The organism is Cupriavidus campinensis, assembly GCF_905397395.1.
Lineage (GTDB): Bacteria > Pseudomonadota > Gammaproteobacteria > Burkholderiales > Burkholderiaceae > Cupriavidus > Cupriavidus campinensis.
The window spans coordinates 1-12,054 of sequence record NZ_CAJPVH010000093.1; the positions used below are offsets into that span (position 1 = coordinate 1).

At 65.0% G+C, this 12,054-nt stretch carries 11 protein-coding genes and 1 pseudogene; 9 read left to right on the forward strand and 3 right to left on the reverse strand.

Annotated features, from left to right (window positions below):
• The 3 genes and pseudogenes from KHO18_RS26925 to KHO18_RS26935 all read right to left on the reverse strand — a co-directional run.
• Positions 1 to 200: pseudogene (locus KHO18_RS26925) on the reverse strand (hypothetical protein); the annotation flags it as partial.
• Between the two features lie 206 nt (positions 201 to 406).
• Positions 407 to 601, reverse strand: coding sequence for a YbdD/YjiX family protein (locus KHO18_RS26930; RefSeq protein ID WP_092291010.1), 195 nt, complete (start codon positions 599 to 601; stop codon positions 407 to 409).
• 35 nt (positions 602 to 636) lie between these two features.
• The gene (locus KHO18_RS26935; protein WP_211944208.1) at positions 637 to 2,712 is read right to left on the reverse strand and encodes a carbon starvation CstA family protein; all 2,076 of its coding nucleotides are present in this window, start codon (positions 2,710 to 2,712) and stop codon (positions 637 to 639) included.
• Between the two features lie 367 nt (positions 2,713 to 3,079).
• Between KHO18_RS26935 and KHO18_RS26940 the strand changes: the two genes are divergently transcribed.
• From KHO18_RS26940 to KHO18_RS26980, 9 genes are all read left to right on the forward strand, one after another.
• Positions 3,080 to 4,510, forward strand: a complete 1,431-nt coding sequence (locus KHO18_RS26940) for a cache domain-containing protein (protein ID WP_211944209.1) — start codon at positions 3,080 to 3,082, stop codon at positions 4,508 to 4,510.
• Positions 4,507 to 5,220, forward strand: coding sequence for a response regulator (locus tag KHO18_RS26945; RefSeq protein WP_280527779.1), 714 nt, complete (start codon positions 4,507 to 4,509; stop codon positions 5,218 to 5,220). Before KHO18_RS26940 ends, KHO18_RS26945 begins: the two co-directional genes overlap by 4 nt.
• A 312-nt stretch (positions 5,221 to 5,532) precedes the next feature.
• Positions 5,533 to 6,663 (forward strand): TRAP transporter substrate-binding protein, encoded by a 1,131-nt coding sequence (locus KHO18_RS26950; protein ID WP_144202647.1) that lies wholly within the window; start codon positions 5,533 to 5,535, stop codon positions 6,661 to 6,663.
• A 103-nt stretch (positions 6,664 to 6,766) separates the two neighbouring features.
• Complete coding sequence (locus KHO18_RS26955) at positions 6,767 to 7,396, forward strand: TRAP transporter small permease subunit (RefSeq protein ID WP_144202645.1); 630 nt, start codon at positions 6,767 to 6,769, stop codon at positions 7,394 to 7,396.
• On the forward strand, positions 7,393 to 9,354 hold the full coding sequence (locus KHO18_RS26960; RefSeq protein WP_144202643.1) for a TRAP transporter large permease: 1,962 nt from the start codon (positions 7,393 to 7,395) through the stop codon (positions 9,352 to 9,354). The genes KHO18_RS26955 and KHO18_RS26960 overlap by 4 nt, the downstream gene beginning before the upstream one ends.
• A gap of 105 nt (positions 9,355 to 9,459) precedes the next feature.
• A complete protein-coding gene (locus KHO18_RS26965) occupies positions 9,460 to 10,290 on the forward strand; it encodes an RNase A-like domain-containing protein (protein WP_144202640.1) in 831 nt (276 codons plus the stop codon).
• Between the two features lie 5 nt (positions 10,291 to 10,295).
• Complete coding sequence (locus KHO18_RS28785; RefSeq protein ID WP_186296975.1) at positions 10,296 to 10,592, forward strand: contact-dependent growth inhibition system immunity protein; 297 nt, start codon at positions 10,296 to 10,298, stop codon at positions 10,590 to 10,592.
• Between the two features lie 167 nt (positions 10,593 to 10,759).
• On the forward strand, positions 10,760 to 11,590 hold the full coding sequence (locus KHO18_RS26975; RefSeq protein WP_211944210.1) for an RNase A-like domain-containing protein: 831 nt from the start codon (positions 10,760 to 10,762) through the stop codon (positions 11,588 to 11,590).
• 11 nt (positions 11,591 to 11,601) lie between these two features.
• Entirely contained in the window at positions 11,602 to 11,895 is a 294-nt protein-coding gene (locus KHO18_RS26980) for a contact-dependent growth inhibition system immunity protein (protein WP_211944211.1), read from the forward strand.
• Positions 11,896 to 12,054 lie beyond the last annotated feature (159 nt).

Below are 12,054 nucleotides of genomic sequence, written 5' to 3' on the forward strand. Positions count from 1 at the left end.
AGCGCGCCGCCGGCACCGCCGCCCACCGCGCCGCCGATCACGGAGCCGGTGCTGCCGCCCAGCGCGCCGCCCACGGCTGCGCCAGCTACGCCGCCCAGGCCACCGCCGAGTGCATTGTTCAGGTCACCCCCTGCGAACGCCGGCAGCGCAGCCGCCGAGAGGGCAAGGGCCAGAGTGAGGGTGCGAAGATGGCGAGACATCGTATTTTCCTTTATCAGTCGTGCATCTGGAACCGGAGTGTAGAGAACGGGCCGTGCCGTTGCTGTAACCAGTTGTGAGGCCCTGTAACCCGCTCCAGAAACGGTATCTATTGGTTAAAAATCGCGGTGTAAACGCAACACCTGATTATCCGGGATGAAAAAAGCGACCCCGGAGGGTCGCTTTCGTCACGTCATTGTGGGTGACGTCAGCAGCACTTGCCCTGCCCGCCGCCGTACCGGGCTTCCTGACGTTCGCGGAAGAATTCCTCGTACGTCATTGGCGCGCGGTCCGGGTGGGTGGACTCCATATGGGCCACGTAGGTCTGGTAGTCGGGCAGCCCGACCATCAGCCGCAGCGACTGGCCGAGGTAGCGGCCCATGGTCCCGATTTGATCCAGCATGGTGGCCTCCTGTGGATGGCGATCAAGGTGCTTGATCAGTGCTGCGCGGCCGAGGTGCCGGCCGGCAGCGGCTCGAACGGCGTCTCGCTGTCCGTGCGCTTGGTGATGCCGCGTGCCTGCAGGGCCGTCCTGAAGCCGTAGAAGACAATCGACAGCACCACGAACATGAACAGCGCGCACAGGCCGGCGTCCAGGTAGTCGTTGAAGACGATGCGGTCCATCTGCTCCATCGTCTTGGCCGGGGCCAGCACCTTGCCCTGGGCGATGGCGTCGCTGAACTTGGCCGCGTGGGTCAGGAAGCTGACCTTCGGATCGGCATCGAACAGCTTCTGCCAGCCAGCAGTCAGCGTGCAGATCAGCAGCCACACGGTCGGTAGAGCGGTCACCCACGCGTACTGGCCGCGCTTCATCTTCACCAGCACGCAGGTGCCCAGCACCAGCGCCACGGCGGCCAGCATCTGGTTGGAGATGCCGAACAGCGGCCACAGCGTGTTGATGCCGCCCAGCGGATCCACCACGCCCTGGTACAGGAAGTAGCCCCAGGCCGCCACGGTCAGCGCGGTAGCGATCAGGTTGGCCGGCAGCGATTCCGTGCGGCGCATGGACGGCACGAAGCTGCCCAGCAGATCCTGCAGCATGAAGCGGCCGGCGCGGGTGCCCGCGTCCACGGCGGTCAGGATGAACAGCGCTTCGAACAGGATGGCGAAGTGGTACCAGAACGCCATCATGGCCTGGCCGCCCACCACCTGGTGCAGGATGTGGGCGATGCCCACGGCCAGCGTCGGCGCACCGCCGGCGCGCGAGATGATCGTGTTCTCGCCGACATTCTTGGCGGTTTCGATCAGCACGTCAGGGGTGATGACAAAGCCCCACGTCGACACCACCTGGGCCACGGCTTCCGGCGTGGTGCCAATCACGGCCGCCGGGCTGTTCATCGCGAAGTACACGCCCGGCTCGATCACCGAGGCGGCCACCAGCGCCATGATGGCGACGAAGGACTCGGCCAGCATCGCGCCGTAGCCGATGAAGCGCGCGTGCGACTCGTTCTCCAGCAGCTTGGGCGTGGTGCCCGACGAGATCAGCGCGTGGAAGCCGGACACCGCGCCGCAGGCGATGGTGATGAAGAGGAACGGGAACAGGTTGCCCGACCACACCGGCCCGCCGCCCTGGGCGAACTGCGTGAACGCCGGCATCTTCAGCTCCGGCGCGACGATCACGATGCCGATGGCCAGCGCGATGATCGTGCCGATCTTCAGGAAAGTGGACAGGTAGTCACGCGGCGCCAGCAGCAGCCACACCGGCAGCACGGCGGCGATGAAGCCGTAGATGATCAGCATCCACGTCAGGGCCTTGCCGTCGTAGGTGAACAGCGGCGCCAGCGTGGCGCTCTCGTGCACGTACTGGCCGCCGATGATGGCCAGCATCAGCAGCACGAAGCCGATGACGGAGACCTCGCCGATGCGGCCCGGGCGGATGTAGCGGGTGTAGATGCCCATGAACAGCGCGATGGGGATGGTCACCGCCACGGTGAAGGTGCCCCACGGCGAGCCGGCCAGCGCCTTCACCACGATCAGCGCCAGCACCGCCAGGATGATGATCATGATCATGAAGCAGCCGAACAGCGCGATCATGCCGGGCACCGTGCCCATTTCGGACTTGACCAGATCGCCCAGCGAGCGGCCGTCGCGGCGCGTGGAGATGAACAGGATCATGAAGTCCTGCACCGCACCGGCGAACACCACGCCGGCCAGGATCCACAGCATGCCGGGCATGTAGCCCATCTGCGCGGCCAGCACCGGGCCCACCAGCGGGCCGGCGCCGGCAATGGCGGCGAAGTGGTGGCCGAACAGCACCGCCTTGTTGGTCGGCACGTAGTCCAGGCCGTCGTTGTGGCGCCACGCGGGCGTCATGCGTTTGGGGTCGAGCTGCATCACCTTGTCGGCGATGAAGCGGCTGTAGTAGCGGTAGGCGATCAGGTAGATGCAGAGCGCGGCAACCACGATCCACAGCGCACTGACGGCTTCCCCGCGCGACAGCGCGACGGTGGCGAAGGCAAACGCGCCGAGCACGGCGACGGCCAGCCACAACAGGTGTTGTCCGATGCGATTCATGTTGAAGGGTCTCCTCAGACCGGAAATGAAAAACCTGGCGACGCGGATGGCGGGCAGAGGTGGGGGTGCCGGGGCAGCGGCGGACGATCCTGCGAGGAAAGGGGGTCTCCTGGATGTCTGCGGCGTGCCCGGTCTGTTCTCGTCTGTTCCGGATCTGGTCGGCAGGCAGGAGCGCACCGGGCCGCGGGCGCGGCGCGCTGACTGCAACGGATTGAGCGGCGCAGGGGCGCACCGCCAATCCGGCGTGTAGTATTGACACCCGCTCCAGCCGGCACAAGCGCGTAACTACGCAACGGGCTTGCGTAGTACTACGTAAGGCGACGCTGCGACGCGGCCTTGCCGGCATCGGTGTTTACCCCCGGTCCAAATGAAACTCCGTCAGAAGATCCTGTTGCTCGCCGTGGCGCCGCTGGCGGTGGCCATGTTCGGCATCGCCTTGGCCGTGCGCTATCAGGCCACCGCGCTGGCCCGCCACGAGCGCGCGCTGGTGGAGGCGGCCTACCTCCAGAGCAAGGAAATGGAGCTGCGCCACTATGTGGAACTGGCGCAGAGCGCCATCGCGCCGATGGTCGACTCCGGCCGCAACGATGCCGACACCCGCCGCGCCGCCATGGAGGCGCTGGCGCGGCTCGACTACGGCCCGGACGGCTACTTCTTCCTCTATGACCTCCAGGGCCGCAACCTGATGCACCCGCGCCAGCCCGAACTGGTTGGCCAGGATTTGTGGCTGATGCGTGACCCGCAGGGCGCGCTGACCATCCAGCAGCTGATCGCGGCGGCCAAGGCCGGCGGCGGCGCGGTGCGCTACCAATGGAAGAAGCCGTCTTCCCAGCAACTCGCCCCGAAGCTTGGCTACGTGGTGGCCGTGCCCGCGTGGAACTGGATGCTCGGCACCGGTATTTATCTGGACGATGTGGAGCGTACGCTACGCCAGCTCGACGCGCGTGCCGAAACCGACATCCGCGAGACCATGGCGTGGATCGGCGTGATTGCCGGCATCAGCATCCTGTTGGTGGCGGCGGGCGGCCTCGCGCTCAACGTGAGCGACCACCGCGAGGCGGACGCCAAGCTCCACCAGTTGGCCCGGCGGGTGGTGCAGTCGCAGGAAGAGGAGCGCGCGCGGCTCTCGCGCGAGCTGCACGATGGCATCAGCCAGTTGCTGGTGTCGGTGAAGCTGGTGCTGGAGGCCGCCACGAACCGGCTCAAGCTGGCGCCGGCCGAGGGCGCCTCGGTGGCGCCGGTGCTGGGCATGGCGCTGAACCGGCTCGACTCGGTGTTCAACGAGGTGCGACGCGTGGCGCGCAACCTGCGCCCCGCCCTGCTCGACGACCTGGGTTTGTTCGCTGCGCTGCAGCATCTGGCGCGCGAGATGCAGGCCGGCAGCACGCTGGAGATCCACGTCACCCAGACCGGCCAGCCCTGCGAGTTGGCCGACGAGCAGGCCACCGCGCTGTTCCGCATCGCCCAGGAGGCGCTGACCAACGTGGAGCGCCACGCGCATGCGCGGCGCGTGGAGGTGGCGCTCGCCTTTGAAGACAAGCAGACGCGGCTGACCGTGCGCGACGATGGCACGGGCTTCGACGTCGCCCGCATGCAGTCAGACCCGCAGCGCGGCATCGGGCTGCGCAACCTGCGCGAGCGCATGGCCGCGCTCGATGGCCAGTTTGTGCTGAGTTCCTCGCCGGCCGGCACCCGGCTGGTGGCCACGCTGCCGACGCGTCTTTCCGCCCAGCCGCCCGCCCCGCCGCCCGCCCCGCCGCCCGCCCCAGCCCCCGTATCGGAAATTTCGCAGTCATGACCGCTTCGCACGACGACGCCACGACCTCCCCGGCGCCTTCCTCCGCGCCTTCCTCCGCACTCGCCTCGCCGGCCCGCGTGCTGTTGATCGACGACCACGCGCTGGTGCGCGACGGCATGCGCATGCACCTGACGCTCCAGCCCGGGCTCGAAGTGGTGGGCGAGGCCGATGGCGGCGAGGCGGCGCTCGGCTGGCTGGCCGCCGCCGGCCCCGAACGGCGCCCGGACCTGGTGATTACCGACATCGGCATGCGCGGCATGGGTGGCATCGCGCTGGCCGGCGCGCTGCACGACCGTTATCCGGAACTCGCCGTGCTGATCGTGTCGATGCACGACAACCTCGAATACGTGCGTCAGGCGATGCGTGCCGGCGCGCGTGGCTACGTGCTCAAGGACGCCCCGGCCGACGAACTGCTGGCCGCCATCCAGGCCGTGCTGGCCGGACGCGTGTTCTACAGCGCCCGGATCGCGCGCGGCATGGCCGAGCAGACCGTGGGGCCGGTGGACGCGCTCACGCCCCGCGAGCGCGACATCCTGGCCGGCATCGGCCGGGGGCTGGCCAACAAGGAAATCGCGGCGCAACTCGGCGTGTCGGTGCGCACCGTGGAGACCCACCGCCTCAACCTCAAGCGCAAGCTCGGCATCGAGGGCCGCGCCGGGCTGGTGAAGTACGCCGTGCAATCGCTCGCCGGCGAGCAGGACGGCAACTAGCCTTTTCCCGCTTCCCCCCTTTTTTCCCTTTTCCTGCTTTTTCTTCATTGCCGACTGCGGCCTGCCGCACGCGGAATCGGGTATCCCCTACATTGTTGGCGCGATGCCTGTTGCCTAACATTCAGACAACTGAAGGTCGGGGGAATGTCTCATATTGTCCGCACTCGCATGCTGCGGACCCTTCCCACTGCCTCGCGCTACCTCTTTCCTTCCACTGTTCTCAGCCGTGCGTGCAGGCGCCATGCCTGCGCGCACGGGTGTCCGTGCGGTTCGTCGATTGGTCCATCCAATACAGATAATGGGGAGACAGTCATGGCAGCAAAGCAGAAAGGCAGCGCGGTGTCACGACGCAAGTTCATGGGCGGTGCAGGCGCCGCCGCCGTGGGTACCGCGACGATGGGCTTCCCTGCCATCGTCAAGGCGCAAGGCCCCGTGACGATGCGTTGGCAGAGCACCTGGCCCACCAAGGATATTTTTCACGAGTTCGCGGGCGACTTCGTCAAGAAGGTCAACGACATGTCCGGCGGCGAACTCAAGATCGAGCTGCTGCCGGCGGGCGCCGTGGTCAAGGCGTTCGACCTGATCGACGCGGTCAGCAAGGGAACCCTCGACGGCGGCCACGGCGTGATTGCCTACTGGTACGGCAAGAACTCGGCGCTCGCGCTGTGGGGGTCGGGGCCGGCCTGGGGCATGGACCCGAACATGCTGCTGGCCTGGCACAAGTACGGTGGCGGCAAGGAGCTCCAGGAGGAGATCTACCGCAGCCTGAACCTCGACGTGGTGTCCTTCCTCTACGGCCCCATGCCCACGCAGCCGCTGGGCTGGTTCAAGAAGCCGATCACCAAGCCGGAAGACTTCAAGGGGCTCAAGTTCCGCACCGTGGGGCTGTCGATCGACATCTTCACCGGTCTGGGCGCGGCGGTGAACGCGCTGCCCGGCGCCGAGATCGTGCCGGCACTGGACCGCGGGCTGCTGGACGCGGCCGAGTTCAACAACGCGAGTTCGGACCGCGCGCTGGGCTTCCAGGATGTGTCGAAGGTCTGCATGCTGCGCAGCTTCCACCAGTGTTCGGAACAGTTCGAGATCATCTTCAACAAGAAGCGCTACGACGCCCTGAACCCGAAGCTGCGCGCCCTGATCGCCAATGCCGTGGACGCGAGTTCGGCGGAGATGTCGATGAAGGCCATCGACCGCTACTCGAAGGACTACCTGGCGCTGCAGCAGCAGGGCGTGAAGTTCTATGCCACGCCCAACTCGGTGCTGCAGGCGCAGCTCAAGGTCTGGGACGAGATCGTGGCGCGCAAGGAAAAGGAAAATCCGATGTTCAAGAAGGTGAACGATTCGATGAAGGCGTTCGCGCAGCGCAGCACGCGCTGGCAGAACGACACCAACGTCGACTATCGGATGGCGTCTTCCTACTACTTCGCGCCGAAGAAGGGCTGAGTTCGAGGCTGGGTCCACGCTAGAAGGCAGGTGGCGGGGCGCGCGTGATCGCGCGGGCCCGCCGCCGGCCGTCCTCCTCACCGTTCCCTGAAAAGGCATCTCCGTGCAAAAGCTCCTGTTCGGGATCGACAGGATCAGCACCTTCGTCGGCCAGGCGGCGTCGTGGCTGATCATCGTGCTGACACTGATCATCAGCTACGAGGTTTTTTCCCGCTACGCGCTGGGTACGCCCCATGCGTGGGTGTTCGACGTGAGCAACATGCTCTACGGCACGCTGTTCATGCTGGCTGGCGCCTACACGCTGGCCAAGCGCGGCCATGTGCGCGGCGACATCCTCTACGGCTTTCTTTCGCCGCGCGCGCAGGCGGGCATCGACCTCGTACTCTATTTACTTTTCTTCTTCCCGGGCGTGATCGCGCTGGCCTGGGCGGGCATCGACTTCTTCGAGGTCTCGCTGGCGCAGAACGAGCATTCATCGATAGCGGCGGATGGGCCGCCCATCTACCCGTTCAAGGCCATGATTCCCGTGGCGGGCGCCTTCCTGTTGCTGCAGGGCGTGGCCGAGGTGATCCGCTGTGTGGTCTGCCTGAAGCAGGGCAGCTGGCCGGCGCGCGAGGATGACGTGGAGGAAGTGGATGTGGACAAGCTGCGCCAGATGGTGAGCAGCGAGGACGTGCTGGCGACGCCCGCACCGGCCAAGACTTCGGAAAAATACGAGGGCATCGCGCGATGAGAAAGGAACTGTGGTTCGGCCTGACGCTGATGGCGTTGATTGTCGGCGCCGTGTTCGTGTTCATGCCCTCGCCCGCGGACTGGACGAACGGCCATCTCGGGCTGCTGATGCTGGCGCTGATCGTGGTGGCGATCATGCTCGGTTTTCCGACCGCCTTCACGCTGATGGGCATGGGGGTGCTGTTTGCCTGGCTCGCGTACCGGCACGCCAATCCGGAAATCGCCGTGGCGCAGACGCTGGACCTGATGGTGCAGCGCGCCTACGCGGTGATGACCAATGATGTGCTGATCTCGATCCCGCTGTTCGTGTTCATGGGCTACCTGGTGGAGCGCGCGAACCTGATCGAGAAGCTGTTCCGCAGCCTGCACCTGGCGCTGGCGTGGATCCCGGGCTCGCTCGCGGTGGCCACGCTGATTACCTGCGCGGTGTTCGCCACGGCCACGGGCATCGTCGGGGCGGTGGTCACGCTGATGGGGCTGCTGGCGTTCCCGGCCATGCTGCGGGCCGGGTACAGCACGTCGATCTCGGCCGGCGCGGTCACGGCGGGCGGGTGCCTGGGCATCCTGATTCCGCCGTCGGTGCTGCTGATCGTCTATGGCGCCACGGCTGGGGTGTCGGTGGTGCAGCTCTACGCGGGCGCGTTCTTCCCCGGGCTGCTGCTGGCGGGGCTCTACATTGTGTATGTGGTTGTGCTGGCGAAGCTGCGGCCGGCGCTGGCGCCGCCGCTGTCGGCGGAGGAGCGCACGGTGCGCCTGTCGCCGCTGGCCACCACGCTGCGCGACACCGTGAGCCGGCGCGCGCTGCCGGCGCTGCTGGTGGGGCTCAAGGGCCGGCGCAATGTCGATGTGCCGATGCGCGACGTGGCGCGCCAGCTCGGCGTGGTGCTGATGCCGGCGATCTTCGTGGCGGTGTCGATGAGCCTGATGTACGCGGCCGTAACCTCCCCGCTGGTGACCGCCGGCACGGGCGGACTCGAGGAAATGGGTGCGGTGTCGTCGTCCTCTTCCGAGGGGGAGGCATCCTTTGACAGCCTCCAGGCGCCCCCCGAGGAAGCCAGCCCTGCCCCCGATGCGCTGACGCCGGCCACGCCCGCCGCGCCGCCCATCGCCCAGGTACCGGCCCCGGCACCCGCCGAGGCCAAGCCGACGCTGGCGACGCCCGCCGCCGATGTGACTGCCGCCGCCGACGTCACCGGCGAGTCCCGGCCCGCCCCCACGTGGTTCTGGGTCACGCTGGCCGTGGTGGCGCTGCTGCTGGTGTATTTCTACTGGCGGTTCGACTTCGCGCGGCTCGAAATCTTCAAGATGCTGCTGTCGTCGTTCTTCCCGCTCGCGGTGATGATCCTGGCGGTGCTGGGGTCCATCGTCTTCGGCCTGGCCACGCCTACCGAAGCGGCGGCGGTAGGCTCGCTCGGCGGGGCCCTGCTGGCGCTGGCCTACGGCCAGCTCAACTACAGCGTGGTGCGCGACTCGGTGTTCCTGACCGCCAAGACCAGCGCGATGGTGTGCTGGCTGTTCGTCGGCTCGTCCATCTTCTCCGCCGCCTTCGCGCTGCTGGGCGGCCAGGCGCTGGTCGAGGAGTGGGTGCTGTCGCTGAACCTGACCCCGGTGCAGTTCATGATCCTGGCGCAGGTCATCATCTTCCTGCTTGGCTGGCCGCTGGAATGGACCGAGATCATCATCATCTTCATGCCGATCTTCATCCCGCTGCTGGACAACTTCGGCATCGACCCGCTGTTCTTCGGCCTGCTGGTGGCGCTGAACCTGCAAACGGCCTTCCTCTCCCCGCCGGTGGCGATGGCGGCGTTCTACCTGAAGGGCGTGGCCCCGCCCCACGTCACCCTGAACCAGATCTTCGCCGGCATGCTCCCCTTCATGGCCATCCAGATCCTGGCGCTGGCCCTGCTCTATATCTTCCCGGGGATTGGTCTGTGGCTGCCGCAGGTGTTGTATCGGTAGGGGGTGATCGCAATTTCCTTGTTCCTGAGCGGAGTTGCGCCATCTCAATAGTGCGCTGGTGCTGAGTCGGTAGCGTCGGGCCTCTCTTTTCATGGGAGGAATCCGATGGCTCAGGCAGACGAGATGGACGGCTTGCGCGTGGTCATGAGCGCGCCGCAACTGGCGGCGGTGCTGGCGCACCGATCGATCAGTCCTACGGAGATGATGTCCAACCGCCTATGGGGCGGGCTGGACATCGTCGGCGGCGTGTTGGAGATGGTGGGTGCCGGGGTGCTGTGCATTGCACCGGAACCGACTGGCGTGACGAAAGCTGGCTGTATCGCGTTCGGCATGCATGGCGCGGACACGGCCTGGCGCGGCATGCGACAAGCTTGGACCGGGCACGACACTGCAACACTGACCCAGCAGGGCGCAACGAAGCTCGCAGAGACCATGCGGGCGCCGCCGGACATGGCCGGCAATATCGGGCTGTCGCTGGATATTGGTGTGGGATTCGGCCTCGCTGGCATGCTGAAGGCGGCGCGGGTGGCGAGTATTACCACAGGGCGGATTTACTTGGTGCAGCACGAGGCGAAGACCGCCGGCGGATCGGGCGGCCATACGATTCGGAAGCACGTTGGAAAGACTGACGCGCAACTGCGGGAGAGACTTGTCAGGGAACCGGGTCTGGACAGGGCTTCAACGTTCACCAACTTACGCGCGGCGGAAGAGGCGATTTCAGACGTGATGCGTGCGCAAAGCAAACAGATTGCGGCATGGGCCTCCGGCAGTGCTTCCACGTTGAGGCTTAAGGGGATCTTGGGAAAGCCAGTGGGAAGAGTGTTGCTACGAAGTACGGGAAAATCGCACGATGCACGGACTGTAACCGTTGTGCTGAAACGCGGGCAGCACAACGACATGCCGTTCTATATTCTTACCGCATACACGAATATCTAACTGTCATGGACGAGACGAGATACACGGAGCTATCCCATTTCCTCGGAATATATTTTGGTCAGGACTATGATTTGTGGGGCCAGAACGCGGAGGAGTTGATTCGTGCTTATATCTGCGAATCAGACGCGACTATGTGGAAATCGATGCTTCTGGAAATCGAAGCATTCAGAAAGAACCATATTGCGGACCTCGACGCGGCATTCCAGCGCGAGTTCGACTGTGCGATTGACTTGACCGTTTGGGGATTCACAATCGAATCCTTCCTCGAGGAAGTCCAAAGGCATCTGAAAGAGGCCATATAAAAAAGGCCGGGATTCCAACCCGGGCGGGGAGAGGGGAGCGATACGCTGGCGTCAGCGATCGTAGTCCTCTCGAAATTTCCTTGTTCCCGCGTGGGTTTGCGCCATCTCAATAGTGCGCTGGCGCTGGGTCGGTAGCGTCGGGCCTCTCTTTTCATGGGGGGAATCCGATGGCTCAGGCAGACGAGATGGACGGCTTGCGCGTGGTCATGAGCGCGCCGCAACTGGCGGCGGTGCTGGCGCACCGATCGATCAGTCCTACGGAGATGATGTCCAACCGCCTATGGGGCGGGCTGGACATCGTCGGCGGCGTGCTGGAAATGGTGGGTGCCGGGGTGCTGTGCATTGCGCCGGAACCGACTGGCGTGACGAAAGCTGGCTGTATCGCGTTCGGCATGCATGGCGCGGACACGGCCTGGCGCGGCATGCGACAAGCCTGGACCGGGCACGACACTGCAACACTGACTCAGCAGGGCGCCGCCAAGCTCGCCGAAACCATGCGGGCGCCGCCGGACATGGCCGGCAATATCGGGCTGTCGCTGGATATTGGTGTGGGATTCGGCCTCGCTGGCATGCTGAAGGCGGCGCGGGTGGCGAGTATTACCGCCGGGCGGTTTCACCTGATGGAGTTCGAGGCGAAATCCCTGAAAGGTCCCGGTGGGCATACGATCATGAAGCACGTCGCGCAGACCGAGGCGCAGTTGCGGGCGAGGCTGGTCAGAGAGCCAGACCGTAGGAGCGCATCGACATTCTTCAATCTGCCCACTGCGGAAGCGGCAATCTCCGAAATGCTCAGTGCATATCACGCACGGATTCTGGGGTGGTCATCCACCAACAAGCAGATCCTGACACTGGAAAAGCGATTCGCACGTCCCGTCGGTAAGGTGCTAAGCCGTCAAACGGGAAAGGTGAATGAAGGGCGCAATGTCACGGTTGTTCTCAAGAATGAGGAATACAACGGGATGCCGTTCTTTATTCTTACGGCGTACGTCGATATTTGATAGGGAAGAAAGTGCACAAGAGATACCCAGAACTCGGCCAACTTATCGGTGGCTATTTCCATGAAGACTACGATTTGTTTGGGGATAACTTCGGGGAGGTTATGGATGCGTATATCGAGGGTTCCAGCCCCGATGACCGGGCACAGGTCCTTAAAGAGATCGAACGATTCCAGACGGACAACGCAGGCCAACTGGAGGCCGCGTACCGGAAGGAATTCATCGACCACATCGACCTGTCGCTCTGGGGCTTCACCTACACGTCCTTCCTCGAGGAAATCAAAGTGCGCGTGAGTGCAAGCCTATAAAAAAGGGCGCCTTGTGAACTGCACCCCAAAAGTTGGACACCCGTTCAACCTTTGGGGTGTTTTTCATGGCGAAGTACAACGAGGCGTTCAAGCGCCAGGTGGTTCAGGAATATTTGTCCGGGGGAGTTGGGACTGGGACACTGAGCCGGAAGCACGGAA

Coding starts and splice junctions, on each gene's coding strand:
- KHO18_RS26965 (WP_144202640.1), top strand. CDS start 9,460: ATGGCTCAGGCAGACGAGATGGACGGCTTGCGCGTGGTCATGAGCGCG.
- KHO18_RS26935 (WP_211944208.1), bottom strand. CDS start 2,712: ATGAATCGCATCGGACAACACCTGTTGTGGCTGGCCGTCGCCGTGCTC.
- KHO18_RS26940 (WP_211944209.1), top strand. CDS start 3,080: ATGAAACTCCGTCAGAAGATCCTGTTGCTCGCCGTGGCGCCGCTGGCG.
- KHO18_RS28785 (WP_186296975.1), top strand. CDS start 10,296: ATGGACGAGACGAGATACACGGAGCTATCCCATTTCCTCGGAATATAT.
- KHO18_RS26975 (WP_211944210.1), top strand. CDS start 10,760: ATGGCTCAGGCAGACGAGATGGACGGCTTGCGCGTGGTCATGAGCGCG.
- KHO18_RS26950 (WP_144202647.1), top strand. CDS start 5,533: ATGGCAGCAAAGCAGAAAGGCAGCGCGGTGTCACGACGCAAGTTCATG.
- KHO18_RS26945 (WP_280527779.1), top strand. CDS start 4,507: ATGACCGCTTCGCACGACGACGCCACGACCTCCCCGGCGCCTTCCTCC.
- KHO18_RS26930 (WP_092291010.1), bottom strand. CDS start 601: ATGCTGGATCAAATCGGGACCATGGGCCGCTACCTCGGCCAGTCGCTG.
- KHO18_RS26960 (WP_144202643.1), top strand. CDS start 7,393: ATGAGAAAGGAACTGTGGTTCGGCCTGACGCTGATGGCGTTGATTGTC.